Origin of the sequence: Mesorhizobium sp. CA14, from assembly GCF_020165195.1 — a bacterium.
Lineage (GTDB): Bacteria > Pseudomonadota > Alphaproteobacteria > Rhizobiales > Rhizobiaceae > Mesorhizobium.
On sequence record NZ_JAIUHR010000002.1, the window covers coordinates 343,878 to 370,538 of the forward strand.

The following is a 26,661-nucleotide window of genomic DNA, read 5'->3' on the forward strand; positions in this document are numbered from 1 at the left end:
CCACGGGCTTTGCGATTGGTGGTCACCTCACGCACCGACGGTTTCGTCGGCCGCTGTCTCTTCGGCGGCGAGCTCTTCCTCGGTGATCCAGCCGGCCTGCTTGCGGGCGGCAAGCACCATCTGCTCGGCCTCGGCGCGCGAGACGCCGTGGCTGGCGAGCACGCCCGGATAGACCTTGGTCTCGCCGTCCTTGCGCTCTTTCCACCCGATCAGGTCGTCGGCGGCATAGCCGGCGAAGTCCTCGATGGTCTTCACGCCGTCCTCGCCGAGCGTGACCATCATGGCGGTGGTGACGCCGGGGATCTCACGCAGCTCGTCCTTGACGCCCAGCGCCTTGCGCTTTTCGTCATGCTCGGCCTCGATCTTTTCCAGATATTCGCGGGCGCGGGTCTGGATTTCCGAAGCGGTGTCCTCGTCGAAGCCGTCGATCGAGGAGATTTCGCCCGAATCGACATAGGCGACTTCTTCGACGCTGGTGAAGCCTTCGGAGGCGAGCACCTGGCCGACCATCTCGTCGACGTCGAGAGCTTCCATGAAGAGCGCCGAACGCTCGACGAATTCCTTCTGGCGGCGCTCGCTCTCCTCCTGCTCGGTCAGGATGTCGATATCCCAGCCGGTGAGCTGCGAGGCCAGGCGCACGTTCTGGCCACGGCGACCGATGGCCAGCGACAGCTGGTCGTCCGGCACCACCACCTCGATGCGCTCGGCATCCTCGTCCAGCACCACCTTGGCGACTTCGGCCGGCTGCAGCGCGTTGACGATGAAGGAAGCGGCCGAAGGCGACCACGGAATGATGTCGATCTTCTCGCCCTGCAACTCGCCGACCACCGCCTGGACGCGGCTGCCGCGCATGCCGACGCAGGCGCCGACCGGATCGATCGAGGAATCGCGCGAGATGACCGCGATCTTGGCGCGCGAGCCCGGATCGCGGGCGACCGACTTGATCTCGATGATGCCGTCGTAGATTTCCGGCACTTCCATGGTGAAGAGCTTGGCCATGAACTGCGGATGGGTGCGCGACAGGAAGATCTGCGGGCCGCGCTGCTCGCGTCGCACGTCATAGACATAGGCCCGCACGCGGTCGCCATATTTGTAATTCTCGCGCGGGATCAGCTCGTCGCGCCGGATGATCGCCTCGCCGCGGCCGAGATCGACGATGACGTTGCCGTATTCGACGCGCTTGACGGTGCCGTTGACGATCTCGCCGATGCGATCCTTGTATTCATCATATTGGCGGTCACGCTCAGCCTCGCGCACCTTCTGCACGATGACCTGTTTGGCCGACTGGGCGGCGATGCGGCCGAAATCCATGGGCGGCAGCTGCTCGGCGATGAAGTCGCCGAGCTGGGCGTCGGGATTGCGCTCGCGGGCCGTTGAAAGCGCGATCTGCGTCGCGTAGTCCTCGACCTTCTCGACCACCTCCATCAGCCGCTGCAGCTTCATCTCGCCGGTGTTCGGGTTGATGTCGGCGCGGATGTTGGTCTCCTGGCCATAGCGGGAGCGCGCCGCCTTCTGGATCGCGTCGGCCATGGCGGCGATGACGATCTGCTTGTCGATCGACTTTTCACGCGCGACCGCGTCGGCGATCTGCAGCAGTTCAAGCCTGTTGGCGCTTACAACCATTGTCTTTCTCCCGATTTCGCGCCGGGCATACGGCCCGGCTACTCAATCAACTTTCCTGTTCGGTTTCGTTTTCTTCGTCCGCGCCGGCGTCTTGCGCTTCGCCGCGGCGTTTCCTGGCTTCCTTGCGCGCCCGGTTGTCTTTCGACAGGGCATCGCGGATGAGATCGTCGGTCAGCACGAGCCGAGCCTCGGCGATCGCGTCATAGGGCACGCGCATCGTCGGCTCCTCGCCATAGGCCGCCTTGTCGCGCTCGACCAGGATGCCGTCGGCGTCAGCCTCGGCGATCTTACCCTTGAAACGCTTGCGGTTGCCAATGAGAACCGACGTCTCCAGCTTGACCAGATGGCCGGTCCAGGCGGTGAAATCCGATTTGCGCACCAGCGGCCGGTCGATACCGGGCGAAGACACTTCGAGATGATACGCCTTTTCGATCGGATCATCGACATCGAGCGCCGGCGACACGGCGCGGCTGACCTCTTCGCAATCCTCGACGGTCATGGTGCCGTCTTCACGTTCGGCCATGATCTGCAGCGTCAACCCGTTCTGGCCGGTCAACTGGACCCGCACGAGGCGGAAGCCGATAGCCTTGAGCACCGGCTGCACGATCAGCGCAATGCGCGCATCGATGCCGCTTTCGCGGATGATACGGTCGTCGGCCTCGCTTGCCGCTGCAGTCATCAGATCCCTGTCGTTTTTGGCTTCCGGCCGGCGGGTAATAAAAAAGAGCGGGACCGGGTGGACCCACTCTTCGTCATACCGACCAAGAATTTGAGGCTGATATAGACGATTGCCGCCGGCGTTTCAAGCCTTCAGGCACAGAGGTCTGCCCGGCTATTTCCGGATGAAGGTCAGATAGGCCGGCCGCCGTCCCTCGCGTATCGCCTTGGACTCGTAACGCGTGCCGGGCCAGCCCTCATAGGATTGATGCCAATCCGCGGCCTCTTCAGCCTGCCACGCGAAGGCGCCGTGATCCCGGCAGGCAAGCAGCGTCCAGTTGACGTAGCTGTCGATATCGGAGGCGAAGCGGAACCTGCCGCCGGCTTTCAGCACCCGGGCAAATCGGCCGAGATTGGCGGCGCTGACGAAGCGCCGCTTCCAGTGCTTCTTCTTCGGCCACGGATCGGGATAGAGCAGGTCGATGCCGTCGAGCGAGCCTGGCGGCAGCCAGTCGAGCAGGCGCGTGGCGTCGTCGTCATAGACCCTGAGATTGGCAAGTGGCGACTTGCCGAGCGCCGTCATCATCTTGGCCATGCCGTTGACGAAGGGCTCGACGCCGATGAAACCGGTCTGCGGCGCTTCCGTGGCGCGGTGCAGAAGATGCTCGCCGCCGCCGAAGCCGATTTCCAGCTGGAGCGCCGAAACCTCTGCCTTGAACAAGGTCTTGAGATCGGCCGGCGCTTCCGCAGTCAGGTCGATCCGGTATTCGCGCAAGCCGCTTTCGAGGGCAATCGCCTGCTGTGGGCGTATAGTTTTGCCGTGCCGGCGACCAAAGAATCCTTCGGTCGCCCGGCTCGGCCTGTCCTTTGCGTGCGCTGGCGTCAGGCGGCGACGGCGTCCTTGAGCGCCTTGGCGAGATCGGTCTTCTCCCAGGAGAAGGAGCCGTCGCGGCCGGCCTTGCGGCCGAAATGGCCGTAGGACGAGGTTTTTGCGTAGATCGGCTTGTTCAAATCGAGATGACGGCGGATGCCCGACGGCGACAGATCCATCACCTTGCGCAACGCCTCTTCGAGCTTCGATTCCTCAACCTTGCCGGTGCCGTGCAGGTCGACATAGACCGACAGGGGCTGGGCGACGCCGATGGCGTAGGAGAGCTGGATGGTGCAGCGGTCGGCAAGCTTGGCCGCCACCACGTTCTTGGCGAGGTAGCGGGCCGCATAGGCCGCCGAACGGTCGACCTTGGTGGTGTCCTTGCCCGAGAAGGCGCCGCCGCCATGCGGCGCCGCGCCGCCATAGGTGTCGACGATGATCTTGCGGCCGGTGAGGCCGGCATCGCCGTCGGGCCCGCCGATGACGAACTTGCCGGTCGGGTTGATGTACCAGTTGCAGTCCTCGGCGATCTTCAAGTCGCCAAGCGCCTCGCGAATATAGGGCTCGACCACCTTGCGGACCTTCTTGGAGTCCCAGTTCGCATCGAGATGCTGGGTGGAGAGCACGATCTGCGTGACTTCCGCCGCCTTGCCATCGGCGTAGCGCACGGTAACCTGGCTCTTGGCGTCCGGGCCGAGCTTGCCGGCCTCGCCATTGCCTTCATGGCGCGCCGCGGCCAGCAATTCGAGAATCTTGTGGCTGTAATAGATCGGCGCCGGCATCAGATCGGGCGTCTCGCGGCAGGCGTAGCCGAACATGATGCCCTGGTCGCCGGCACCTTCCTCGCCCTGGCGGTCGGCGGCGTTGTCGACGCCCTGGCCGATGTCGGGCGACTGGCCATGCAGCAGCACGTCGATCTTGGCGGTCTTCCAGTGGAAGCCGGACTGCTCGTAGCCGATCTCGCGGATCGCCTTGCGGGCAACAGACTTGAACTTGGTCGGGTTGACCACGGGGTGGCCGGACGCATCCTTGAGGACGTTGCCCGCCTTGTCCTTCTTCAAAAGCGTGTCGGGAACGCGGACCTCGCCGGCGATGACGACGCGGTTGGTGGTGGCCAGCGTCTCGCAGGCGACGCGTACCTTCCACGGATCCATGCCCGCCTTCTTGGCTTCGCGATAGACCAGATCCACGATCTCGTCGGAGATACGGTCACAGACTTTGTCGGGATGACCTTCGGAAACGGATTCCGAGGTGAAGAGATAATTCTGCCGCGTCACGGGTGTCCCCTCTTGAAAAAAGATCGGCAGGGCTGCCGATTTTTGGCGCGCCACGTGTTAGCGGTGCCGGGCGCCGCTCGTCAAGCGGCGCGACGGTTCTGGCATGAATGTAGGCAAGGCCGCCTATACCACCGGCGGCGAGGCGCCGGCCGGCGGCACAGGTAAAAATCAATCGGCGTCTTCGGCGGAGAGCGCCTTCACCAGATCGATGATGCGGCGGCGCACCTTGACGTCGCCGATCTTGACGAAAGCCCGGTTGAGCTGAAGCCCTTCGGGACTGCCGCAGAATTCAATGGCGAAAGCCATCGAGGAGTCTTCGGCAAATCCCCTGGTGCCGCCGGCGGGCTCCTCGCCCGGGGCATCCTCGAAAAAGAAGGCGACGGGAACGCTCAGGATGGAGGCGATCGCCTGCAGACGACTGGCGCCAACCCTGTTCGTGCCCTTTTCGTACTTCTGTATCTGCTGAAAGGTGATGCCGAGATTTTCACCGAGCTTTTCCTGGCTCATTCCAAGCATATTGCGACGCAGCCGGATGCGACTCCCGACATGGATGTCGATCGGATTCGGCTTCTTCTTGTTCTCTTCTGTCATTTTTTCCTCGCCGAATTTTTCCGGCTTTTTCTATTATGTTCCGCCCATATGAAGCCGGAGCCACCTGCCCCAACAGAACCCTCCAACCGACTTCGAGAAAATTTTAGGCGTTACAGTATGAGTTTCTAATGTGCCGACTGTCAATTCACCCGTAGCCGCTGCCTTACATTCCATGTGAAGGCCGCCAGCGCAAACACCAACATGATCAGTAATCCGTTAATGCGCCGCTGGTCGGGAGACAGGAAGGCACGCCCAGAGACCGGCACATGCGCGTCGATGGCGCCGCGCGCGTCGACGGCAAGCGCATCGACGATGCGGCCTCGTGAATCGACGACTGCGGAGATGCCGTTGTTGGCCGCGCGCAACAGCGGCATTCCATTCTCCACCGCGCGAATCTGGGCCTGCCTGAAGTGCTGGTACGGGCCTGGCGTGTCGCCAAACCAGGCGTCGTTGGTGACGTTCACAATTACGTCAGACGACGCGGAGTCGACGGCGACGAGATCGGGAAAGATCACCTCGTAGCAGATGAACGGAGCAGCGCGCAGGCCGCCCGGCAGGCCGATCGGATGCCGCTCGTTGCCGGCGGCGAAATTCATCGGTCCGGCAACGAGCCGGCCGATACCGAAGCGTTCGAAAAGGCCGGCGAAGGGCAGATACTCGCCGAAGGGCACCAGATGCACCTTGTCGACAGCATCGACGATCTCGCCCTTATCGTTGATCGCAACAACGGAATTGTAATAGCGGCTGCCGCCACTCGCCGATCCGCCCTCCTCGCGCACGATACCGGCAATCAGCATCTGGCCGTCGGCCAGCATATCGCCCAGCGCCGTCAGCGCGTCCGGACGCTCGGTGAAGAGGAACGGCACCGACGTTTCCGGCCACAGGATGAGCTGCGGCTTGGCATGCCCCTCTTCCGGCGCTTTCCCGGATATCCCCAGCAAAGTTGCGAAGATGCGGTCGCGCACCGAAGCGTCCCACTTCTCGCTGAGATCGACCGCGGGCTGGACGATGCGGACATCGATCGAGCGTGTCGTTTCAACCGGGGTGACGAGCCTGAAATAGCCGAAGCCGATATGGGCGGCGACGAGGATGACGAAGAGGGCGATACCCAGCCTCAGATGCCGGCGCGCCGCGACCAGCGCGGGAAGCGAAAACAGGAAGACGGCGAGCGCATTCATGCCGATCATCCCGGTCACCGAGACGCTCTGCATCAGGAGCGGCACCGGCATCGCCGCGTAGCCGACGGCGTTCCAGGGAAAGCCGGTGAAGAGGAAGTCGCGCAGCCATTCGGCGAGACCGAAGCCGAAGGCAAGAGCGGCGATGCGGCCGATATCGCTGCTCCAGAACAGCCGCGCCACCACGGTGGCAAAGCCATAGAAGAAGGCCAGCGCGAAGGGGATGCCGACAACGGCGAAGGGCAAGGCCCAAGCGAAGCTGTCGGCCTCGACCAGCAATGCCTGGCCGATCCACCATAGGCCGGCGAGGAAATAACCGAAGCCGAACCACCAGCCGGTGGCGAAAGCCGGCCTCAGGCGCTTGAGCCAGCCATCGGATGCCTCACCCGTGGCGCCGTCGAGCAGCCAGACCAGGACGGGGAACGAGACGAAGCAGACGGCGAAGAAGTCGTAAGGCGCCTGGGCAAGCACCGCCAGCGCCCCGGCGGCAAAGGCCACCAGCGCCCGCCGCCACCCCCACAGCAGAATTATCCGGCCGGCAAAGCGCTGCATCAAGCTTCCCAAGTCGCGCGAATCAGGGAGCTAGAGGTTTAACAGGCTGCGCCGCCCGATCCAAACCCGGATAAGCGTCGCCTGATAAATGGTCGCGCTATCGGTGCCAGCCTTCGATGCGCAAGCCAGTCAGCCGCTCGGCCTCGTCCTTCGGGACCACGCGCATGGTCTGGCTGAACGTCCAGACATGGCCCTCGGGATCGCGGGCGCGGTATTGGCGCTCGCCGTAGAAATGATCCGTCGGTTCTTGAAGAATTTCCGCGCCGGCCCCACGTGCCTTTTCGCAATGAGCGTCGATACCTTGCCGCAGACGGACATAGACGGCTTGGGTGTTCTTGCCGCCGACCGAGGCCGGGCTGGCGACATGCCCGGCCCATTCGGAATCGACGATGATGTAGCCGTCGCCGAAACGCATTTCGGCATGGACAAGCCGGCCGTCGGCGTCGCTCACCACCATGCTCGGCTCGAAGCCGAAAGCCGCCTGCAGCCAGGTCAATGCGGCGCGCGGATCTTTATAGAAAACGCCTGAGCCGAGAACGGCATGCTTGAATGGATCGTCGACGGACATGTCGCGACTGTGTCAGGCCTGCTCGGTGCGCGCGGCGCGGCGGCGTCGCTCGCCTTTCTGGCTCTGCACGATGCGCACGCGCTTGACGCGGCGCGGGTCGGCGTCGAGCACATGAAACTCGAAGCCGGGAATGGCCTGCACAACCTCGCCCCTGGCCGGGACACGTCCCAGCGTGTTGAAGATCATGCCGCCGATGGTGTCGACATATTCGCCATGCTCGCCGGCGGCGAAATCCTCACCGATCATCTTGGCGACCTCGTCGATCTCGGCCTTGCCGTCGACGACGAAGACGCCGTCGCCGGTCTGCGTGATCATCGGCTCGTCGTCGTCATGCTCGTCCTCGATGTCGCCGACCACCATCTCGACGATGTCTTCCAGCGAGGCGAGGCCGTCGGTGCCGCCATATTCGTCGATGACCAGCGCCATCTGCGTGCGGGTCGTCTGCATGCGGCCCATCAGGTCGGAGGCCAACATCGAGGGCGGCACGAACAGCACCTGGCGGATCAGATTGAGATCGCCAATGGTGCGCGCGAGATCGACCTGCGCGAGGTCGAGCGCCGTCGTCACCGGCGCCTTTGCTCTGGTGCGGCCCTTCTTGACGCGGGCGACCTTGGTGATGTGGGCGAGCACGTCGCGAATGTGGACCATGCCGCGCGGATCGTCCAATGTCTCGGAATAGACCGGCATGCGCGAATGGCCGGATTGCTCGAAAAGGCCGAGGAGGTCGCCAAGCGTCGTGTTGATCTCGACCGCCTCGATATCGGCGCGCGGCACCATGACATCCTCGACCCGCACTTCGCGCAGGCGCAGGATGTTGTTGAGCATGGCGCGTTCGCCGGGCGAGAAGGATTCGGCATCGGTAGCCGTTTCGGCAAGCGCGCCGGCGATCTCCTCGCGCAGGCTGGTGCCGTTGCGGTGCCGGAACAGGCCAAGCACGCGATCGAAGAGGGAAGGACCGGCATGCGTCGGCTCGGCGGCCGCGCTGCCGGTGGGAATACTCGGACTGGAGCCCTCTTCCGTCTTTTCGGAAGGTTTGGCAGCACTGCCGGCGTCCGGACGGGCGGCAGTTTCTGGGGTGTCGTTCATCGCCATCGGGTCAATTGAGCTTTTTTGTTACGCGTAGGGATCGGGAATGGCAAGCCTCGCAAGCGCGGCGCGCTCGATCGCTTCCATCTCCTCCGCCTCGGCGTCCGTCTCGTGATCATGGCCCAAGAGATGCAGCAGGCCATGGATGACGAGATGGCTGATATGGTTCGCAATCGGCTTGTCTTCCAGGGTGGCCTCGCGCGCCACCGTCTCGAAGGCGAGCACGATATCGCCCAGCATCGGCGGCAGCCGGCCGCCTTTCGGGAAGGAAAAAGCCGGGAAAGACAAGACGTTGGTGGGCTTGTCCTTGCCGCGCCACCCGGCATTGAGTGTCTGGATATGGGCATCGTCGGAAAAAACGATGCTGAGCTCGGACGCCCCGCCGGCGCCGGTCTCGGCAAAGGCGGCCGCAACGGCGCGGTCGACGAGACGCGTCAGCTCGGCTTCGGCAGGCCAGTCGCCGGCCTCGACGAAAATATCAATATCGATCGGCGTCTCGCCGCCAAATTCCGGACTTTGAGCCATAGGGCCTTTGATCAGCTTTCGGCGCCCAAGCCTCGCGCCAGCTTGCCGTCGCGGTCATAGGCCTTGACGATTTCAGCGACCAGCGGGTGACGCACCACGTCGCCCTCGTTGAAGCGGACGGTGACGATGCCAGGCACGCCGTCGAGGATGCGCAGCGCCTCGACCAGGCCCGACTTGGTGTTGGGCGGCAGATCGATCTGAGTCGGATCGCCGGTGACGATCATGCGCGAGTTCTCGCCGAGGCGGGTCAGAAACATCTTCATCTGCATCGGCGTTGTGTTCTGCGCCTCGTCGAGAATCACCGCCGCATGCGCCAGCGTGCGGCCACGCATGAAGGCCAGCGGCGCGATCTCGATTACTTCGGCGGCGATCGCCCGCTCGACCTTGTCGGCCGGCATCATGTCGTAGAGCGCGTCATAGAGGGGCCGCAGATAGGGGTCGACTTTCTCCTTCATGTCGCCGGGCAGGAAGCCCAGCCGCTCGCCGGCCTCGACGGCGGGGCGCGACAGCACGATGCGCTCGACCATGCCGCGCTCGAGCAGCATCGCCGCATGCGCCACCGCCAGATAGGTCTTGCCGGTGCCGGCAGGGCCGATGCCGAAGACCATTTCCGAGCGCTCCAGCGCCCGCATATAGGCGTCCTGGGTGAGCGAGCGGGCGTAGATCGTCTTCTTGCGCGTCGAGATCTGCGCGGCCGAAACCTTGCCCTTGCGCTCCAGGGTCGGCAGTGTCAGCTGGTCGTCGGCGGCAATCGCCATGCGTACGGCGCCGTCGACGTCCGACTGGCCGATGTCGACGCCCTTCTGCAGGATGCCGTAGAGCGTATCCAGCGCGCGGCGCGCCTGTTCGGCGGCCGAAGCCGAGCCCTTGATCGCAAGCTGGTTGCCGCGCGAGCGGATGTCCACGCCGAGCTTCTGCTCGAGCCGGGCCAGATTCTCGTCGAACTGACCGTAAAGGGCGCTGGCAAGCTTGTTGTTGTCGAAGGTCAGTACGATGTGCGCCATGTCGGAAGCCCCGGACGCCTGGTTCTGGGGCGGATTCTTCAGTTCAGCAGCGCTCAACCGTCTCTCCTCATCTGCCGAGGCCCGTCAGGCCAGTTCGGCGAACAGGCTGTTGGGGCCTGTCTTCGTGATTCGTACGTCAATAATGTCACCGATTCCACCGGCGTTGTCGTCAACAATAACCGGGTTCAGCCATGGCGAGCGGCCGACGATCTGGCCGGCACGGCGGCCGGGCTTCTCGATCAGCGTGCTGACGGTGCGGCCGACCAGGCCGGCGATGAAATTCCGCTGCTGCTCGTTGATCAGCGCCTGCAGGCGCTGCAGCCGCTCGTCCTTCACCGTTTCCGAGACATGGCCGTGCATTTCGGCGCCCGGTGTGCCGGGGCGTGGCGAGTATTTGAACGAGAAAGCCGAGGCATAGTTCACCTCGCGCACCAGCTTCAGCGTCGCTTCGAAATCCTCGTCCGTCTCGCCGGGGAAGCCGACGATGAAGTCGCCGGACATGGCGATGTCGGGGCGCGCAGCGCGGATGCGCTCGATGAGCGCCAGGTAGTCAAGTGCCGTGTGCCTGCGGTTCATTGCCTTCAAAATCCGATCGGATCCCGACTGCACCGGCAAATGCAGATAGGGCATCAAGGCGGGCAGGTCACGATGCGCGGCGATCAATTCGTCATCCATGTCGCGCGGATGGCTGGTGGTGTAGCGCAGCCGCGCCAGGCCGGGGATTTCCGCAAGCCGGAACAGCAGACGGCCGAGGCCCCATTCCTCGCCGTTTTCGCCGACGCCGTGCCAGGCGTTGACGTTCTGGCCGAGCAGGGTCACTTCGCGCACGCCGGCCTCGGCCAGGCGCTCGGCCTCGGCGACGATCTGCGCCACCGGGCGCGAGACCTCGGAGCCGCGCGTGTAGGGCACCACGCAGAAGGTGCAGAACTTGTCGCAGCCTTCCTGAACCGTGAGGAAGGCGGTGACGCCGCGCCTGGCAAGTTCGGCGCGCTTCGGCTGCGGCAGATACTCGAACTTGTCCTCGATGGCGTATTCGGTCTCGACGATCTTCTCGCCGCCACGGACCCTTGCCAGCACGTCGGGCAGCCGGTGATAGGTCTGCGGCCCGATGACCAAATCGACCGCAGGGGCGCGGCGGATGATCTCGGCGCCCTCGGCTTGCGCTACGCAGCCGGCGACGCCGATCAGAAGCTCGCGGCCCGCCTCGGCGCGCTCGGCTTTCATGTCGCGGATACGGCCAAGCTCGGAATAGACCTTTTCCGCCGCCTTTTCGCGGATATGACAGGTGTTGAGCAGCACCAGGTCGGCGTCTTCGACGGCGTCGGTGGCGACATAGCCGTCGGCCGCCAGCGCATCGGTCATGCGCTGGGAATCGTAGACGTTCATCTGGCAGCCATAGGTCTTGACGAAGACCTTTTTCGCCGTCCGGTCGGTGTCGGCCGAGTGCTCGGCGGCAGCGCCGATGCCGTGGCTTTCAATCGTGTTCAATTCCATCGGGCGGCTTCTAGCGCCTTTCCGTGACAAAAAACAGACGATTCTGCCTTGTGACGCGTCGTGCAGTCCGGACTCACCGGCTCTTGGCCGGCTCGGCCAGGATAGCATGCATCATTTGACGCACCTTGGCTTCCATCAGCCTTGCCGTTTCCTTGCGGTTCGAGCCCTTGGAGAACGGCACCGGCTCGCCGAAATGCACCTCGGCATCGAGCGCGCCTTCGGCGAGCAGGATCTTCAGATGCGGCATCAGATCCTGATCGCCGATCCAGGCGGACATCGGCCGATGACGGCGGCCCATCGGCATGCCGTGCAGACGCGTATAGGCGATCGCCACGGGCTGGATGAAGACCTGTTCCGCGGCGCCTTCCGAAATCGCCATCGAGGCCGCGCCGAACAGCGTGCTCTTGAACGGCAGCACGAGGTTGCCGTCCCCGGTCGAGCCTTCGGCGAACAGCACCATGGCGTCGCCTTTTGCCATCCTTTTGGCGATCTCGCTTGCCTGGTCGCCGGAGGTGCGCTTTCGCTCGCGCTCGATGTAGACGGTGCGCTGCAGCTTGGACAGCATGCCGATCAGCGGCCAGCCTTCCATGTCGGCCCTAGCGATGAACTTCACATCTACGAAGGAGCCGAGCACCATGATGTCGGTCCAGGAGATATGGTTGGCCGCGACCAGCAGCGGTCGTTCCCTGGCCAGCGCGCCCTTCACATGCACCCGCATGCCCAGCGCGCTCAGGATCATGCGGTGCCAGATTTTCAGGATGAAGGTCTCGGGCCAGAGCCCCGTCTTCATCGACAGGATCTGCAGCGGCACCAGCACCAGTGAACAGACGACGACATAGCCGAGCGCCAGGAAAATCCGTAATTTCTTGATCATTCGCTCCGGCCCCAACATTACAGCGCCGCGCGCCTTAGGCGCGCAAAGGACGCTGTAACACTCCCGCTTGGCGCATGATCCTTTCCGAAAATCGGAGCCGATTTTCGGGGTCATGCGCGACTGTGGCTAGCGAAGATCGCGGCGCATGACAAGCGCGCCGGTCGGGCCGTGCTCGGTCGAACGGTAATAGTTCGGGCGATGGCCGACCTGGACGAAGCCAAGCCTGCGGTAGAGGCCGATCGCCGGAGCATTGGTCTCGTCGACCTCGAGGAAGAGCGCTTCGGCGCGTTGTGCATGAAGCTCGCGCAGTACGGCGTCCATCAATTGCCAGCCAAGGCCCTGGCGGCGATGGCTACGGGCGACGGCCACGGTCAGGATCTCACCCTCGCCGGCCGCGAGCCGCGCCAGCACGAAGCCGACCGGAGGCTTGGCGCCTTGGCCGGTTTCGCGCGCCGCATAGCCGAACACGGTGTCCTGTCCGAGCAGCGCTGCGAATTCGCCATCGGTCCAGGGCCGCACGAAATCCTCGCGATGCAGCTCCGAGATGGCGGCGCTGTCGGCAACCGTCAGCGGTTCCAAGGCATATTCCCTGCGGCGCGGCTGAAAGAACGGTATGCGCATCAGGAGCCTTTTCCCTTTGGACCATGATCTTTTCCAAAAACCGGGTTCCGCTTTTTGGGATCATTGTCTGCCTTCGGACCCTTGGGGGCCCGCCTTGGAAGAATGAAGCCCGCCTGCGGCTTGGCGTCGGCGCCGCGCAGATAGAGCGGCTTGGGCTTTTCGCCCGGTTCCCTGATCGAGGCCAGCCTGGCATAGGTCGCGATGTCGGCAGTGGCGGCGACCGGGCCGGTGTCGAAGGCACGGCCCGCCGCCTCGGCAATCTGCGGCGCGGCGGTGCCGACCAGGACCGCTTCGGCGTAGATTGCCATGGTCGTCGCCTCGGAAAGCGCGACTACGGAAGGTCCGTAAGCTAGCGCTAACGCTTTATCGTAGAGCGCGGCATGGATTTCCTCACGGCCGGCGTCGAGCGCGGCAAGCACCGCGCGCCCGGGAAAGCCATTTGCCCCCTCCGCCGCCAGAGCTTCCAGGGTCGTCACGCCGATCGCCGGGATTTTCAGCGCCAGCGCCAGGCCGCGCGCGGTCGAGACGCCGACACGCAGGCCGGTGAAGGAACCGGGCCCGACCGAGACGGTAATGGCGTCAAGGTCAGGATAGCCGATCCCGCCGGCTTGCAAGGCCGTTTCGATAACGGCCATCAGATGCTCGGCATGCCCCTTGCCGAGGTCGCGCACCTCGCGGCCAAGCTCCTTCCCCGCGCTTGCGTCGTAGACGCAAGCGGCGCAGAGATTGGCAGCGCAATCGATGGCGAGCAGTTTCATTTAGGCAGCTTCATACGGCCGGTTAAAGAATTGGATCGAAACACAATTCCCTCTGCCCGGCATAGGCGGCCGCCGCAAGGGCCAGGGTCGAGAAATGTTATGCGGCTTTGCTTCCACGCGCGGCGATCACGCCGTCGCGACAATGCGCAGCATGTGGTTGTCCCAGACATAGTCCGGTTCGGAGCGGATGGCGCCGGCGCCGCCGACGATCTCGCCGGCGCCGGTCGTCGCCATGAAGCCGGCACCGTCGGGCGCGAGGCCGCAGACCTCGACCAGCGATTTGGTCGCGACCACGCACCCGCTGGCGGCGTCGAGGACGGCCAGCGAATTGCCCTCCGGCGAGGTGACGGCGACGGTGCCGGTGGCGGCGTTGGCGGCGACCGAGCCGATATAATTGCGGAAGCCTGAGAGCACGTCCTGCGGCATCTCCAGGAGCTCGAGCTCCTTGCCGCGCGCGGCACGGCCGACCAGGGCCGGGCGGTCGGTCGCCGGCCCGCGATATTGGCAGCCGAACCAGACGGTGCCCGCCTGGTCGCGATCCATGTGGCGGATCGACAGCTGATGCAGCGCCGGCGGTAATTCGTGCTTTTCGATCAGGTCGCCGGTGACGCGGTCGACCAGCGTATAGGACGGCTTCATCGTCGCGATGTTGAGTTCGGCGCGGCCGAAATCGGGATGGGTTTCGATGCCACCATTAGCGATGGCTAATGTGCGGCCGTCGCCGAGCAGGAGCAACTCATGCGGGCCCATGCCGTAGGTCGGGAACTCGCCGACGCGATTGAATTTCTCCCGCGCGTCATAGACACCCACGACACCTGCCGCGCTGTCGAAATCGTTCTCCGTCGCATAGAGCAAGGCGCCGTCGGGCGAGAACACGCCATGGCCGAAGAAATGCCGGCCGGCGATGCTGGCGATGGTCAGCGGCTTGTCGCGGCCGGCATGGTCGAAGACCACGGCAAAGGTGCCGGGCTGGCGGGCAAAGACCACCGAGCGCTTCGACACCGGATCGAAAGTGACGTCGTGGCCACGGTCGGGCAGATCGACCGTGTGCAGGATTTTCCCCGCCTCGGAGAGCACGGCGGCGCCGAAGCTGCCGTCGCGCTTGACGAACGCCGTGGCAAACACCGCATCCGCGGCAAGCGTGTCGGCCCAGGCGCGCGGCGCCATCACGGCTGCGAAGCCCGCGCCCGCGGCTCGCAGGAAATCGCGGCGGTCGATGAGGGCGGTTCTCACGGCATCAATCCCCATCCAGCGACGAAAAGCCCGCGGTCAGGCCGAACTCCGCGGTCATCCTGGTGCCGATCAAGGTCGACAGGCTGGAAGTGATCAGCGCGAAATGCTCGAGCTTGCCGCGCAGCGCGGGGTCGGCGAGGGCCTTGTCGATCGGACCGGCAACGGATTTCGCTGTCGTCACGCCGTTGGCGAGCTGGATGTGGATGGACTCTGCCATCCATTGCGCATCGGCCGGCAGAGCGTCGCCGAGCCTGGAGGCTTGGAACAGCTGGTCGATGCCGGACAGATTTCCGGCCAGCGAGGCCGTCGTGTTCTGCGAGCGCCAGTAGATCGCCTGCTTCGGCTTGTCGGCATCGGGTTTCGCGCCGAGAAATCCCTTGAGCCGCACGTCGCGGATCATTTCCAGCTCGTTGATGAAGACGCCGACCAGTTCCGTCACCGCTTCGTTGCCGTCGCGGTAGAGCGGGCTCTTCGGCCCCGGATTGGCCCAGAGCGACGCAAAGCCGTCGGGCTTTTGCCAGGCGTCGCGCACCTCGCCCGCCATCGTTTCGATGTTGCCGGCAACCGCCGCGCCATAGGCGCAGCGGTAAGGATCGTCTTTCCCGGCAAGGGTTTCGGCGCCGTCGCCGTAGAGCACATATTCGAGCGCGCCTAGGCCCTGCATGGCGACGCTCTTTTGCGCCAGTTGCGCCGGATCGGTGGCGGAAGCATCCTTCGATGCGAGCGTGGCCTGCACTTGCCTCAGGCCGATGCTCTTGCGGTCCGGCCAATAGAGCATGCGCTCCAGCCGGTTGTTCTCCTTGATCGGTCCGAAGGCGATGATCTCGGCCACCGACCAGGCCTCAACGGTGCCTGAAAACGCCGAGCGCGCCGCTTCGAGGTTTTGGCCGGACGGCGTTTCGCAAAGCCGGTGCATCGCCTTGGTGAGGCCCGCCGCATGTTCGCCGAGGCTGGCGTAGGCGGGGCGGACGAAACCGTCGATGGCGCGACCGATGACATCGGAAGCCTTGACCGTGGCCGATGCCGGCAGCGCAGCTGCCAGAAGGAACGGAAGAGCAAGGGCCATGCGTTTCGACATCATAGGGACTCCAGGAATTTTATCAGCGCGTCGCGATCGGCCGCGCCGGCGCCGGCGAAACGGTCGCGCGCCTTCTGGCCCTCGCCGCCATGCCACAGGATCGCCTCGGCAAGCGTGCGGGCGCGAGCGTCATGCAGATAGAAAGCATTGCCGTTGACGGTCGCGGTGAGCCCGATGCCCCAGAGCGGCGGGGTGCGCCATTCGCTGCCGCTCGCTTCGCCAACGCGCTGCCCATCGGCAAGACCTTCGCCCATGTCGTGCAATAGGAAGTCGGAATAGGGCCAGATCAGCTGGAAGGCCTGCGCCTTGTTGGGCGTGCCGCGCATGGTGACGAATTTCGGCGTGTGGCAGGCAATGCAGCCCATCTCGTAGAGCTGTTTTTTGCCGGCCAGCACGTCAGGTTTGCCAATATTGCGCCGCGCTGGCACGGCCAGGTTCTGCGAATAGAAGGTGACGAGGTCCATCACCGGCGGCGGCGCTTCGGCCGCGCCAAGGCGTTGCTGCACCCCGTTCGGCATGGCAAGGCAATCCTTCTGCGCCTCGGTGCAATCGCCCCAATGCTTCGGCATTTCCGACGTCGAGATGCCTATATCGCCGGCAAAGGCATCGGCCGCTTGCTGGCGGATCGAGGCGGTCTGTGCCTTCCAGCCGAAGCGGCCCAAGGTCACCGCGCCACTCAACGCATCGCGCACGATGTTCGGCCGGCCCGAAATGCCGTCGCCGTCGCGGTCGTCCGGATCGGCATGGGCGAGGATATCGGCCGGCGCGATCTGCTCGATCAGGCCCAGCCCGATCATCGGCGGCGTCAGGCGCGGCGACAACGTGGTGCGCGGATCGAGCGGGCCGTAGCCGAGATTCTCGATCGTATAGCGCGGCTTGCGCAGTGAAACGACGGTGCCGTCGCCGAGCGTAACTTTTTGCTCCTGGTAATCGACGCGCATCCGGCCTTCGCCTTTGAGGCCTGGAACCGCAAGGTCCTGCAATTGCGCGCCATAGACCGGGTCCGGAAAATTCAGCAGCTTGTGGTCGGCAAGCGCTGCCTTTTCCTCGGCGCTGCCGGCGTCGCGCGCCAACCGCAGGAACATCGATGTCGATCCGGCATCGCCCTCCGGAGGACGCCCGCGGCCATCCTTCAGATGGCAGTTCTGGCAGGCGCGTTCGTTGAACAGCGGGCCGAGCCCGTCCGAAGCCTGGGTAGAGGACGGCGACGACACCCAGTTCTTGCGAAACAGCGCGTTGCCGAGCTTGAAGGTTCCTTCTTCCTCGAAGGTGATATTGGCAGAGGATTGCGAGAAGGCATCGCGGTTGGCGTCCTTGCGCGAGGTGCCGGCGCCACCCTGCATCAGCTCGAACGGCTCCGGCCTGGTGAAATCGGCCGTCGGCCTGGTGACGGCCAGAACCCGCGCCTGATCCTTCGGCGTCAGATCGGCGCGGCTTGTCGGCAGGGCGGCGGGCTCACCGGCTAAGGCCGATGCGGAAAGCATGATCGCCAGCAAAAGCCATGCTCCGCGACCAATCCGGTATCGCGGGGTCGTCTGGGACGGCAAGCGGTGAATCCCGGCCCGCCACGCGCGGCGCGAAAAATCTACGGGGCGCCGCATTCCCGCATGTCCTTACTCCGCCTCGTTGGCCGAGTCGGCATTGAGCTGGCCGTATTTTTCCTCGCCGATCGAGGCAAGCAGGTCGAGCTGCGTTTCCAGGAAATCGATATGTCCTTCTTCGTCGGTCAAAAGATCCTCGAACAGCTTCATCGAAACGAAATCGCCTTCGTCCTGGCAGATCTCGCGCGAGCGCTTGTAGGCGGTGCGCGCGTCATATTCGCCGGCGAGATCGGATTCGAGCACTTCCTTGACGTTCTGGCCGATGCGCAACGGCGCGACGGACTGCAGGTTCGGGTGGCCTTCGAGGAAGATGATGCGCGCGATCAGCCGGTCGGCGTGATGCATTTCCTCGATCGATTCCGCCCGCTCCTTCTTTGCCAGCTTGGTGTAGCCCCAATCCTCGAGCAGACGATAATGCACCCAGTACTGGTTGACGGCCCCAAGCTCCAGAAACAGGGCTTCATTAAGCCGCTCGATGACCTGCGGTTCGCCTTTCATGGGTTCTGCTCCCGTATTGGCCGCGCAAGCCTCGCACGCGATCCAGGTGTGAAACGATGTCCACGCCCCCCACCTCTGAGCGGGTGTGGTAATTCTCGGTGACCCGAATGATCGTTTCCACCACATTTGGGAAACAGCCGCAACAGCGACCGCGCTTGGCCATCGCGTGGTAGACCTTCGCGGGCACGATCAGCTGCCAGGGATCCTGATCCAGCAGGCCGACGATCGTCTGCTCGATCTCCTTTTCGGTAATGATGTTGCAATGGCAGATCAGCATCTACTTGCTCTGGCTGACGGCGCCGTTCCGGCGCCGCTTGGCTGGTTTCTCAATTGAGCATGATCTTGTCCAAAAACCGGTTTTGGGATCACGCCCGATCTTACTTGAATACCTTGTCGGGCGCGTCGAGGCTGTCGGAACCCTCGAAAGCGATCTGGTTCAGCTTGAGCGAGCCGACGGCGCGCTCGATCGACTTGGTCTGATCGATCAGGGCGTCGATCGCCGCCTGCACGGTGGCGTTGCCTTCGGTGTTGCCCTCGGCGATCTGCTGGTCATAGGCCTCGCCGGCAAGAGCACGCGCCTGGATGGCCTCCATCTTGGCGACGGTGGTGTCGAGCTTGCCCGACAGCTCTTTGTCGATCGCCGGATCGGTCGCCTTCACCATGTCGGACACTGACGGGCCCGAAACCACGGAGCCGTCGAGCCGCTTGTATCTGGCATGGTAGGCGTCGCGGATGCCGACCGCGTCATAGAGATGCGAGATGTAGGTGTTGTCGGAGAAGCAGTCGTGCTCCTCTTCCGGATCGTGCAGCAACAGGCCGAGCTTCATGCGCTCGCCGGCCAGTTCGCCATAGGAGAGCGAGCCCATGCCGGTGAAGATGATGGAGATGCCGGCATTCGCATCGCCGTCGGTGAGGTTCTTGCGCGCCGCGCCATCCTCCTTCCAGTTGCCGACCATTTCCTGCAGGTCAGACACCAGAAGGTCGCTTGCCGATTTCAGATATTCGGCGCGGCGGTCGCAATTGCCGCCCGTGCAGTTCTTGAGGTCGTAATCCGTATAAGGCCGCTCGCCCGCGCCAGGGCCGGTGCCATGCAGGTCCTGGCCCCACAGCAGGAATTCGATGGCGTGATAGCCGGTCGCGACATTGGCTTCGACGTCGCCGGCCTCCTGCAGCGTGCCGGACAGGAACTCGGGCGTCAGCTTCGAGGCATCGACCTTCTTGCCGTTGATCTCGATTTCCTTGTTGGCGATGACGTTGGCCGTATAGAGCGCGTTCTCATCCGACTCGGTGCCGTAACTCTTGGCGACATAGTCGATCAGGCCCTCATCCAGCGGCCAGGAATTCACCTTGCCTTCCCAGTCGTCGACGATCTTGTTGCCGAAGCGGTAGACTTCGGTCTGCTGGTAAGGAATGCGCGCGGCCTTCCAGGCTTCGCGCGCGGCGTTCAACGTGTCGGCCGAGGGGCTGGCGACGAGCGCATCCACCGCCTTGTCCAGCGCCTGCGCAGTGGTCAGCGAATCCTCGTATTTGGCCAAAGCGATGTCGGCATAGGTCTTGATCACCGCTTTGGCGTCCGTCTCGGCTTTCGCCGGCAACACGAACACCGCCGCCGTCAGTGCAGCCGTGGCGCAGATCGCAGCCAGCCTGCCGCCATTACGTGCCGTCATCATCCGTCTCCAGTTCTTTGGAAATTCAATAAAAGGCGTCCACCCCCGCAGAGGCATGAGCATGCCGGGAAAAATGGTGGCCGCGCCGATGCGCGGTTCGCGATAAAAAGACACCCAATTGCCTCCAATCGAAAGGGTTCAAGGCCCAGACATCAAAGGAATGCGCTTTGCGCGCAGCTCCCCATAAAGCGATGGAGACGCCGGGAGTCAACTGGTTCGGCACAAAATATTCAATTGAAACAATAGTTTAGAATTATTCTAAACTACAAATATCAACTTTTAAGCCAGGACTGCCTCGCTGGCCCGATTGACAGACAGCCATTCTGGGTGCGACCCGATCCGCGGTTCTTGCGGCGGCTGCAGACAATCGCCACCTGGCGCAAGAGGCTAGATTTGCTGACCAAAAGGATTGCGATGACGAACGGGGTTGTGATTGTCGGTGCGGGCCATGCCGGCGTGCAGGCCGCCGCCAGCCTGCGCGAAGAGGGCTATGAAGGGCCTGTCGTGCTGCTCGGCGACGAGCAGGAACTGCCCTATCACAAGCCGCCGCTCTCCAAGACCTTCATCAAGGACGCCGAGGCCAAGCCGCAGCCCTTGCGCGGCGAAGCCTTCTACACTGGCAACAACATTGATTACCGGCCGGGCGTGCGCATCGACCGCATCGATGCCCGCGCGAGCCGGTTGAATGTCGCAGGCGGTGGAACGCTTGCCTTCGACCGGCTGGTGCTTGCGACCGGCTCGCGACCGCGCCTGCTCAAGCTCGACGGCGCCGGCCTTGCCGGCGTGGTCTCCCTGCGCTCGCTGGCCGATGCGCGCCTGATCCGCGAGTTCAGCGCGCAAAGCGAAGACGTGGTCATTCTCGGCGGCGGCTTCATCGGGCTGGAGATCGCGGCGACGCTAAGGGCCGCCGGCCGCAACGTCTCCGTCGTCGAGGCGGTCGACCGGCTGCTCGGCCGCGCCGTCGCGCCGATCATCGCCGCGCATATGCGCCAGCGCCTGGAAACGATCGGCGTGCGCATCCTGACCGGCACCACCATTGCCCGCCTGGAGGGCGAAGGCGATCGCGTCTCGGCCGCGATCACGTCAGGCGGCGAACGCCTGCCAGCGCAGATGGTGATCATCGGCATCGGCGTGGTGCCCAATGTCGAACTGGCTGAAGCCGCCGGCCTGGCTACCGGCAACGGCATCCGCGTCGACCAGCATATGCAGAGCTCTATTCCCGAAATCCTCGCCATCGGCGACGCGGCCTCCTACCGGCACTGGTTCACCGGAGGCGACGTGCGGCTGGAATCGGTGCAGAACGCCACCGACCAGGCCAGGCTTGCCGCGCGCACCGTCCTCGGCCATGCCGAGCCCTTCTCGGCCGTACCGTGGTTCTGGTCGGATATCGGCGACATGAAGCTGCAGATGGTGGGCCTGACCCAAGGCGGCGATCACCATGTCGTGCTGGGCGATCTCGCCGAGAACAAGTTCTCGATCTACCACTATGCGGGCAACCGGCTGCTCGGCATCGAATCCGTCAACCGCCCGGCCGACCATATGCTTGGCCGCAAGATGCTCGGCGCCGGCTTCTCGCCGACGCCGCAAACCGTGGCAGGCGGGCCGGATGCACTGAAGGCAGCCCTTGCGGCCTTCAATCAGGACGAACCGGCGAGGGCGACGGGCTAGGACGCCACCTTCAGGCGGCCCGCGCCTCGCGGATCGAGGTCTCCAGGATATCCAGCGCCTCGGTCATGACGCCGTCCTGGATGGTGATCGGCGACAGGAAGCGGATGACGTTGCCGTAGACGCCGCAGGTGAGCAGGATGAGGCCCTTGTCCAGCGCCTTCAGCCTGACCGCGTTGGCGAACTCCGCCGAGGGCAGCCCCTTCTTCACGTCGTTGAATTCGACGGCGTTCATGAAGCCCGGACCGCGGATGTCGACGATCTCCGGCACGTCCTCGCGGATCGAAACCAGCCGCTGCTTCAGCCTGGCGCCCAGCGCATTGGCGCGGTCGCAGAGCTTTTCTTCCTCGATGACGTCGAGCACGGCGTGCGCGGCGGCAACGCCGATCGGGCTGCCGCCATAGGTGCCGCCGAGCCCGCCAGGGCCGGGCGCGTCCATGATCTCGGCGCGGCCGGTGACGGCCGACAGCGGGAAGCCGCCGGCGAGGCTCTTGGCCATGGTGGTGAGATCGGGCGCCACATCATGATGATCCATGGCGAACATCTTGCCGGTACGGGCAAAGCCGGTCTGCACCTCGTCGGCGACCAGCAGGATACCGTGCTGGTCGCAGATCTTGCGCAGTGCTGCCATGAAATCGCGCGGCGCCTCGTAGAAGCCGCCCTCGCCCTGAACCGGCTCGACGATGATGGCGGCAACGCGGCCCGGATCGACATCGGCCTTGAACAGCTTGTCGAGCGCGGCAAGCGAATCGGCGACCGACACGCCATGCAGCGCCACCGGGAACGGGGCGTGGAAGACATCGGCGGGCATGGCGCCGAATCCGACCTTATAGGGCACGACCTTGCCGGTCAGCGCCATGCCCATGAAAGTGCGGCCGTGAAAGCCGCCGGAAAAGGCGATGACCGCCTGACGGCCGGTGGCGTTGCGGGCGATCTTGATGGCGTTCTCGACCGCCTCGGCGCCGGTGGTGACGAACACGGTCTTCTTGTCGAATTTTCCGGGCAGCATGCCGTTCAGGCGCTCGGCGAGATGCACGTAGCTTTCATAAGGTACGACTTGGTGGCAGGTGTGGGTGAAGCGGTCGAGCTGCACCTTGACCGCCTCGATCACCTTCGGGTGGCGATGGCCGGTGTTGACGACGGCGATGCCGGACGAGAAGTCGATGTAACGGCGGCCTTCGACATCCCAGATTTCCGAATTCTCGGCGCGATCGGCGTAGATCTGCGTCGTCATGCCGACGCCGCGCGAGATCGACTGGTTCTTGCGTTCGGAAATGGCTGAATTCTTCATATCGTCCCTCATCGGGCATCCCTGTCCGGGATCGCACCTGTTCCGTTGATCGAAAACCTTCTGACCTTATTTCACGTTTTCCTCAAGTCGGCACGTGGCCCAGTCGATTGGGCCTAGCGGTGGGCGAAGTGCTCCTCAGCCGGCGCACCGTTCGGGCGGAATATTACGCCCTCACAAACCCCTCACTCGCCCTCAGCAAATTCCGCGTATAATCCTCGCTCACCCGATGCCCGATCAGCTGGCTTGCGGTCAGCGTCTCCACCGCCTCACCGTTCTGCATCACCATCAGCCGCTCGCACATATGGGTGATGATGGCGAGGTCGTGGCTGACCATCAGGAAGGTGAGCTTGCGGCGCCGCCGCACCTCTTCCAGCAGGTTCAGCACCTCCGCCTGCACCGAGGCGTCCAGCGCCGAGGTCGGCTCGTCGAGCAGCAGGATCGAGGGTTCCAGGATCAGCGCACGGGCGATCGCCACGCGCTGGCGCTGGCCGCCGGAGAGCTGGTGCGCGTAACGGAAGCGGAAGCCCTTGCCAAGCCCGACCTCGTCCAGCGCGCGCTCGATGCGCTTCTCGCCGTCGGCGATGCCGTGGATGGCCAATGGCTCCTGCAGCAGGCGGTCGACCGTCTGGCGCGGATGCAGCGAGCCGTAGGGATCCTGAAAGACCATCTGCACCTCGCGATAAAACGCCTTGTCGCGGGTTTTGCCGAGCGTCTTGCCATTGACGGTAACGGTGCCAGCGGAAACCGGCGCGAGGCCGGTGATGGCTCTCAGCAGCGTCGACTTGCCCGAACCGCTTTCGCCGACGAGGCCATAGGATTCGCCTTCGCTGACTTCGAGACTGACGCCCTTCAGCGCGCGAAAGCGGTCGAAGACCACCTCCAGCCCTTCGACAGTGATGGAAGCCGTCATGCCGCCCACTCCGGCTTGCGGTCGAGAACCGGCAGCGGATGGCGCTCGAAGCCGATCCTCGGCATGCAGTTGAGCAGGCCGCGCGTGTAAGGGTGCTGAGCGTCGCGCAGCTCCGAAGCCTTGATCTGCTCGACGATCTTGCCGGCATACATGACGACGACGCGGTCGCAGAAGGACGAAACCAGGCGCAGATCGTGCGAGATGAAGATCAGCCCCATGCCGCGCTCGGCGACGAGCTTGTCAAGTATCTTGAGAACGTCGAGCTGCACCGTGACGTCGAGCGCCGAGGTCGGCTCGTCGGCGATCATCAGCTCCGGTCCGGTGACCAGCATCATGGCGATCATGGCGCGCTGGCCCATGCCGCCCGAGACCTCGTGCGGGTAAAGGTCGAAGACGCGGGCCGGATCGCGGATCTGCACCGCCTGCAGCATAGCTAGAGCGCGCTCGCGCGCCTCGGCCTTGGAGACTTTTTCATGCGTGCGCAGCGTCTCGACGATCTGGCGGCCGATGGTCATGACCGGATCGAGCGAATATTTCGGATCCTGCAGGATCATGGCGATGCGGCTTCCCCGCAGCGCCCGGCGTTCACGCGGCGACATGGAAAGCAAGTCCATGCCGTCGAAGGCGAGCTTCTTCGCCGACACCTCGGCCTGCGGCGGGGTGACGCCCATGATGGCGCGGCCAGTCTGCGATTTGCCGGAGCCGCTCTCGCCGACAATGCCGAGACGCTCGCGTCCGAGTGAGAAGGAGACGCCGCGCACGGCCTGAACGAGACCGGTACGGGTCGGAAAGGTGACGCGCAGATCGTCGACTTCGAGGAGCGTGTCGCTCATTGATCGCCACTCATTGGTCGCCGCTCCGGGGGTCAAGTGCGTCGCGCAGGCCATCGCCGAGCAGGTTGAAGCCGAGGCTGACGATGAGGATGGCCGCGCCTGGGGCTGCGGCGACCCACCACTGGTCGAGGATGAAGCGGCGGCCGGACGCGATCATCGCGCCCCATTCGGGCAGCGGCGGCTGGGCACCGAGGCCGAGAAAGCCAAGGCCGGCAGCGGTCAGGATGATGCCCGCCATGTCGAGCGTGACGCGGATGATCAGCGAGGAGATGCAGAGCGGCATGATGTGGCGCAGCACGATGCGGAAGGGCGAGGCGCCCATCAATTGCACCGCCTTGATGTAGTCGGAGTTGCGCACTGTCAGCGTTTCGGCGCGGGCGATGCGCGCGTAAGGCGGCCAGGAGGTGATGGCGATCGCCAGCACGGCGTTCTCGATGCCGGGGCCGAGCGCCGCCACGAAAGCCAGCGCAAGAACCAGCTTCGGAAAGGCGAGGAAGATATCGGTGATGCGCATCAGGATCGTGTCGGTCCAGCCGCCGGCATAACCGGCGATCGTGCCGACCAGCAGGCCGATGGGCGCGGCGATAATGGCGACGAGGATCACCACATAGAGTGTCCAGCGCGCGCCGTAGACGACCCGCGAGTAGATGTCGCGGCCGAGGTCGTCGGTGCCGAACCAGTGCGCGGCGCCGGGCGGCAGCAGGCGGGCGTTCTTGAGATCACCAACGGTCGGCGAATAGGGCGTCAGCACGTCGGCAAACGCGGCGACCACCAGCAGCGCGATGATGATCAGCATACCGATCAGCGCCAAGCGATTGGCGGAGAAGCGCCGCCAGGCGACATAGGCGCGGCCGAGCCTTGCCTGCAGGCGCGAGGCCGGCCGGTCGCTGAGCAGCCATTCGCGACGGGAGAGGACAACGGAGGCGGTCATGAAGGTGACTCGTGAAGCTGTCGATCCCCACTCCGGTCTGCTTCGCAGACCACCTCTCCCCCGTTCGATGGGGGAGAAGAAAGGAGCCATGCGTTCAGCCAGCTTTTCCTCTCCCCCGGGCACGAGGAGAGGCGGCCGGAAGGGCCGAAGCGGGGGCGGTTGGCCGCGGCCAAGGTCAAAACGGCAATAGCTCTGATCATCCGGTCTTCGTCCTTGGATCGAGCAGCCGGTAGAGCAGATCGGAGAAAAGGTTGATGGCGATGAAGACCGAGCCGATGGCAATGGTGCCGCCGAGCACGGCGTTCATGTCGGCATTCTGCAGCGAGTTGGTGATGTAGAGGCCGATGCCCGGCCAGGAAAAGACGGTCTCGGTCAGCACCGAGCCTTCGAGCAGGTTGGCGTAGGAAAGCGCGATCACCGTCACCATCGGCACGGCGGCGTTGCGCAGCGCGTGGCCCCAGATGATACGCCTCTCCGACAGGCCCTTAGCGCGCGCCGCGACGATATATTCCTGCGCCAATTCGTTCAGCATGAACGAACGCGTCATGCGGCTGATATAGGCGAGCGACAGGTAGCCAAGCAGCGCGGCCGGCAGGACAATGTGGCGCCAGGCATCGTAGAAGACATCCCATTGCCCCTGGATCGCGGCGTCGAGCAGATAGAAGCCGGTGATCGGCGTGAAGGTGTATTCGTAAACGACATCGAGCCGCGCCGGGAAGGCGATCCATTGCAGCTTGGCGTAGAACAGCACCAGCCCGAGCAGCCCCAGCCAGAAGATCGGCACGGAATAGCCGATGAGGCCGACGATGCGGGCGACCTGATCGATCAGGCTGCCGCGCTTGACGGCGGCCAGCACACCAAGCGGCACGCCGATGACGGCGCCGATGAACGTGCCCAGCGTCGCCAGCTCGATGGTCGCCGGGAAAACGCGGCGGATATCGGACATCACCGGATTGGTGGTCAGCACCGACGTGCCGAAGTCGCCCCTCAGCGCAGCTTTGACATAGAGGTAGAACTGCTCGATCCAGGGCAGATCGAGGCCCATCTCGCGTCGCGTGCGCTCGACGACGGCCGTCGGCGCCCGGTCGCCCAGAACGGCCAGCACCGGATCGATCGGAATGACCCGGCCGATGAAAAAGGTCACCGCGAGCAGACCGAGATAGGTCGTCACCGCGACGACCAGGAAGCGGCCGAGCGACGACACGATGGCGACGGCGCGGGCGCTACCGCGCCCGGCCGCCGCCTGGTTTTCAGCTACGCTCACGCGCGGCGCCCGGG

The 26,661-nt window shown here is 64.4% G+C and carries 26 protein-coding genes; 1 reads left to right on the forward strand and 25 read right to left on the reverse strand.

Annotated features, from left to right (window positions below; all coding sequences use genetic code 11):
- Positions 1-27: 27 nt before the first annotated feature.
- From nusA to LB565_RS03930, 20 genes are all read right to left on the reverse strand, one after another.
- Entirely contained in the window at positions 28-1,623 is a 1,596-nt protein-coding gene (gene nusA / locus LB565_RS03835) for a transcription termination factor NusA (protein WP_224581829.1), read from the reverse strand.
- Between the two features lie 46 nt (positions 1,624-1,669).
- Positions 1,670-2,302 (reverse strand): ribosome maturation factor RimP, encoded by a 633-nt coding sequence (rimP, locus tag LB565_RS03840; RefSeq protein WP_224581830.1) that lies wholly within the window; start codon positions 2,300-2,302, stop codon positions 1,670-1,672.
- Positions 2,303-2,455: 153 nt separating this feature from the next.
- Positions 2,456-3,166 carry a tRNA (guanine(46)-N(7))-methyltransferase TrmB gene (trmB, locus tag LB565_RS03845; RefSeq protein ID WP_224581942.1) on the reverse strand — a complete coding sequence of 237 codons (711 nt, stop codon included), beginning with the start codon at positions 3,164-3,166 and terminating at the stop codon, positions 2,456-2,458.
- Positions 3,163-4,428: a methionine adenosyltransferase gene (metK, locus tag LB565_RS03850; protein WP_224581831.1), complete on the reverse strand. Its 1,266-nt coding sequence runs from the start codon at positions 4,426-4,428 to the stop codon at positions 3,163-3,165. Before metK ends, trmB begins: the two co-directional genes overlap by 4 nt.
- A 168-nt stretch (positions 4,429-4,596) precedes the next feature.
- Positions 4,597-5,019, reverse strand: a complete 423-nt coding sequence (locus LB565_RS03855; protein ID WP_140545192.1) for a helix-turn-helix domain-containing protein — start codon at positions 5,017-5,019, stop codon at positions 4,597-4,599.
- A gap of 140 nt (positions 5,020-5,159) precedes the next feature.
- On the reverse strand, positions 5,160-6,746 hold the full coding sequence (gene lnt, locus LB565_RS03860; protein ID WP_224581832.1) for an apolipoprotein N-acyltransferase: 1,587 nt from the start codon (positions 6,744-6,746) through the stop codon (positions 5,160-5,162).
- 97 nt (positions 6,747-6,843) lie between these two features.
- Entirely contained in the window at positions 6,844-7,314 is a 471-nt protein-coding gene (locus LB565_RS03865) for a VOC family protein (RefSeq protein ID WP_224581833.1), read from the reverse strand.
- Positions 7,315-7,326: 12 nt separating this feature from the next.
- Positions 7,327-8,400, reverse strand: a complete 1,074-nt coding sequence (locus LB565_RS03870; RefSeq protein ID WP_224581834.1) for a hemolysin family protein — start codon at positions 8,398-8,400, stop codon at positions 7,327-7,329.
- 27 nt (positions 8,401-8,427) lie between these two features.
- Positions 8,428-8,925: an rRNA maturation RNase YbeY gene (gene ybeY, locus LB565_RS03875; RefSeq protein ID WP_224581835.1), complete on the reverse strand. Its 498-nt coding sequence runs from the start codon at positions 8,923-8,925 to the stop codon at positions 8,428-8,430.
- 11 nt (positions 8,926-8,936) lie between these two features.
- On the reverse strand, positions 8,937-9,929 hold the full coding sequence (locus LB565_RS03880) for a PhoH family protein (RefSeq protein ID WP_224514303.1): 993 nt from the start codon (positions 9,927-9,929) through the stop codon (positions 8,937-8,939).
- An 84-nt stretch (positions 9,930-10,013) separates the two neighbouring features.
- A complete protein-coding gene (miaB, locus tag LB565_RS03885) occupies positions 10,014-11,423 on the reverse strand; it encodes a tRNA (N6-isopentenyl adenosine(37)-C2)-methylthiotransferase MiaB (RefSeq protein ID WP_224581836.1) in 1,410 nt (469 codons plus the stop codon).
- A 73-nt stretch (positions 11,424-11,496) separates the two neighbouring features.
- Entirely contained in the window at positions 11,497-12,297 is an 801-nt protein-coding gene (locus LB565_RS03890; RefSeq protein ID WP_224581837.1) for a lysophospholipid acyltransferase family protein, read from the reverse strand.
- A gap of 126 nt (positions 12,298-12,423) precedes the next feature.
- On the reverse strand, positions 12,424-12,918 hold the full coding sequence (locus tag LB565_RS03895) for a GNAT family N-acetyltransferase (RefSeq protein WP_224581838.1): 495 nt from the start codon (positions 12,916-12,918) through the stop codon (positions 12,424-12,426).
- Positions 12,918-13,676 carry a tRNA (adenosine(37)-N6)-threonylcarbamoyltransferase complex dimerization subunit type 1 TsaB gene (gene tsaB / locus LB565_RS03900; protein WP_224581839.1) on the reverse strand — a complete coding sequence of 253 codons (759 nt, stop codon included), beginning with the start codon at positions 13,674-13,676 and terminating at the stop codon, positions 12,918-12,920. The genes LB565_RS03895 and tsaB overlap by 1 nt, the downstream gene beginning before the upstream one ends.
- 126 nt (positions 13,677-13,802) lie before the next feature.
- Positions 13,803-14,909, reverse strand: coding sequence for a DUF1513 domain-containing protein (locus tag LB565_RS03905; RefSeq protein ID WP_224581840.1), 1,107 nt, complete (start codon positions 14,907-14,909; stop codon positions 13,803-13,805).
- A 4-nt stretch (positions 14,910-14,913) separates the two neighbouring features.
- Complete coding sequence (locus tag LB565_RS03910; protein WP_224581841.1) at positions 14,914-15,987, reverse strand: imelysin family protein; 1,074 nt, start codon at positions 15,985-15,987, stop codon at positions 14,914-14,916.
- Positions 15,987-17,471 (reverse strand): di-heme oxidoredictase family protein, encoded by a 1,485-nt coding sequence (locus LB565_RS03915; RefSeq protein ID WP_411970606.1) that lies wholly within the window; start codon positions 17,469-17,471, stop codon positions 15,987-15,989. The genes LB565_RS03910 and LB565_RS03915 overlap by 1 nt, the downstream gene beginning before the upstream one ends.
- 129 nt (positions 17,472-17,600) lie before the next feature.
- Positions 17,601-18,086 carry a bacterioferritin gene (gene bfr, locus LB565_RS03920; RefSeq protein ID WP_224581843.1) on the reverse strand — a complete coding sequence of 162 codons (486 nt, stop codon included), beginning with the start codon at positions 18,084-18,086 and terminating at the stop codon, positions 17,601-17,603.
- A complete protein-coding gene (locus LB565_RS03925) occupies positions 18,052-18,363 on the reverse strand; it encodes a (2Fe-2S)-binding protein (protein ID WP_224581844.1) in 312 nt (103 codons plus the stop codon). The genes bfr and LB565_RS03925 overlap by 35 nt, the downstream gene beginning before the upstream one ends.
- A 100-nt stretch (positions 18,364-18,463) precedes the next feature.
- Positions 18,464-19,753, reverse strand: coding sequence for an imelysin family protein (locus tag LB565_RS03930; RefSeq protein WP_224581845.1), 1,290 nt, complete (start codon positions 19,751-19,753; stop codon positions 18,464-18,466).
- Positions 19,754-20,167: 414 nt separating this feature from the next.
- On the opposite strand from LB565_RS03930, the gene LB565_RS03935 reads away from it, so the two are divergent.
- Positions 20,168-21,421 carry an NAD(P)/FAD-dependent oxidoreductase gene (locus LB565_RS03935; RefSeq protein WP_224581846.1) on the forward strand — a complete coding sequence of 418 codons (1,254 nt, stop codon included), beginning with the start codon at positions 20,168-20,170 and terminating at the stop codon, positions 21,419-21,421.
- Positions 21,422-21,431: 10 nt separating this feature from the next.
- Here the strand turns inward: LB565_RS03935 and LB565_RS03940 are convergent, their stop codons facing one another.
- From LB565_RS03940 to LB565_RS03960, 5 genes are all read right to left on the reverse strand, one after another.
- On the reverse strand, positions 21,432-22,709 hold the full coding sequence (locus LB565_RS03940; protein WP_224581847.1) for a 4-aminobutyrate--2-oxoglutarate transaminase: 1,278 nt from the start codon (positions 22,707-22,709) through the stop codon (positions 21,432-21,434).
- Between the two features lie 163 nt (positions 22,710-22,872).
- Positions 22,873-23,619 (reverse strand): ABC transporter ATP-binding protein, encoded by a 747-nt coding sequence (locus LB565_RS03945; RefSeq protein WP_224581848.1) that lies wholly within the window; start codon positions 23,617-23,619, stop codon positions 22,873-22,875.
- On the reverse strand, positions 23,616-24,452 hold the full coding sequence (locus LB565_RS03950) for an ABC transporter ATP-binding protein (RefSeq protein WP_224581849.1): 837 nt from the start codon (positions 24,450-24,452) through the stop codon (positions 23,616-23,618). The genes LB565_RS03945 and LB565_RS03950 overlap by 4 nt, the downstream gene beginning before the upstream one ends.
- Positions 24,453-24,462: 10 nt before the next feature.
- Positions 24,463-25,383 (reverse strand): nickel transporter permease, encoded by a 921-nt coding sequence (nikC, locus tag LB565_RS03955; RefSeq protein WP_224581850.1) that lies wholly within the window; start codon positions 25,381-25,383, stop codon positions 24,463-24,465.
- A 196-nt stretch (positions 25,384-25,579) separates the two neighbouring features.
- Entirely contained in the window at positions 25,580-26,647 is a 1,068-nt protein-coding gene (locus LB565_RS03960) for an ABC transporter permease (protein WP_224581851.1), read from the reverse strand.
- Positions 26,648-26,661 lie beyond the last annotated feature (14 nt).

Bases quoted from the DNA above. Each gene is read 5' to 3' on its own strand.
- nusA (WP_224581829.1), bottom strand. From the start codon at position 1,623: ATGGTTGTAAGCGCCAACAGGCTTGAACTGCTGCAGATCGCCGACGCG.
- rimP (WP_224581830.1), bottom strand. From the start codon at position 2,302: ATGACTGCAGCGGCAAGCGAGGCCGACGACCGTATCATCCGCGAAAGC.
- LB565_RS03855 (WP_140545192.1), bottom strand. From the start codon at position 5,019: ATGACAGAAGAGAACAAGAAGAAGCCGAATCCGATCGACATCCATGTC.
- lnt (WP_224581832.1), bottom strand. From the start codon at position 6,746: ATGCAGCGCTTTGCCGGCCGGATAATTCTGCTGTGGGGGTGGCGGCGG.
- LB565_RS03865 (WP_224581833.1), bottom strand. From the start codon at position 7,314: ATGTCCGTCGACGATCCATTCAAGCATGCCGTTCTCGGCTCAGGCGTT.
- LB565_RS03870 (WP_224581834.1), bottom strand. From the start codon at position 8,400: ATGAACGACACCCCAGAAACTGCCGCCCGTCCGGACGCCGGCAGTGCT.
- ybeY (WP_224581835.1), bottom strand. From the start codon at position 8,925: ATGGCTCAAAGTCCGGAATTTGGCGGCGAGACGCCGATCGATATTGAT.
- LB565_RS03880 (WP_224514303.1), bottom strand. From the start codon at position 9,929: ATGGCGCACATCGTACTGACCTTCGACAACAACAAGCTTGCCAGCGCC.
- miaB (WP_224581836.1), bottom strand. From the start codon at position 11,423: ATGGAATTGAACACGATTGAAAGCCACGGCATCGGCGCTGCCGCCGAG.
- LB565_RS03890 (WP_224581837.1), bottom strand. From the start codon at position 12,297: ATGATCAAGAAATTACGGATTTTCCTGGCGCTCGGCTATGTCGTCGTC.
- LB565_RS03895 (WP_224581838.1), bottom strand. From the start codon at position 12,918: ATGCGCATACCGTTCTTTCAGCCGCGCCGCAGGGAATATGCCTTGGAA.
- tsaB (WP_224581839.1), bottom strand. From the start codon at position 13,676: ATGAAACTGCTCGCCATCGATTGCGCTGCCAATCTCTGCGCCGCTTGC.
- LB565_RS03910 (WP_224581841.1), bottom strand. From the start codon at position 15,987: ATGTCGAAACGCATGGCCCTTGCTCTTCCGTTCCTTCTGGCAGCTGCG.
- LB565_RS03915 (WP_411970606.1), bottom strand. From the start codon at position 17,471: ATGCTTTCCGCATCGGCCTTAGCCGGTGAGCCCGCCGCCCTGCCGACA.
- bfr (WP_224581843.1), bottom strand. From the start codon at position 18,086: ATGAAAGGCGAACCGCAGGTCATCGAGCGGCTTAATGAAGCCCTGTTT.
- LB565_RS03925 (WP_224581844.1), bottom strand. From the start codon at position 18,363: ATGCTGATCTGCCATTGCAACATCATTACCGAAAAGGAGATCGAGCAG.
- LB565_RS03930 (WP_224581845.1), bottom strand. From the start codon at position 19,753: ATGACGGCACGTAATGGCGGCAGGCTGGCTGCGATCTGCGCCACGGCT.
- LB565_RS03935 (WP_224581846.1), top strand. From the start codon at position 20,168: ATGACGAACGGGGTTGTGATTGTCGGTGCGGGCCATGCCGGCGTGCAG.
- LB565_RS03940 (WP_224581847.1), bottom strand. From the start codon at position 22,709: ATGAAGAATTCAGCCATTTCCGAACGCAAGAACCAGTCGATCTCGCGC.
- LB565_RS03945 (WP_224581848.1), bottom strand. From the start codon at position 23,619: ATGACGGCTTCCATCACTGTCGAAGGGCTGGAGGTGGTCTTCGACCGC.
- LB565_RS03950 (WP_224581849.1), bottom strand. From the start codon at position 24,452: ATGAGCGACACGCTCCTCGAAGTCGACGATCTGCGCGTCACCTTTCCG.
- nikC (WP_224581850.1), bottom strand. From the start codon at position 25,383: ATGACCGCCTCCGTTGTCCTCTCCCGTCGCGAATGGCTGCTCAGCGAC.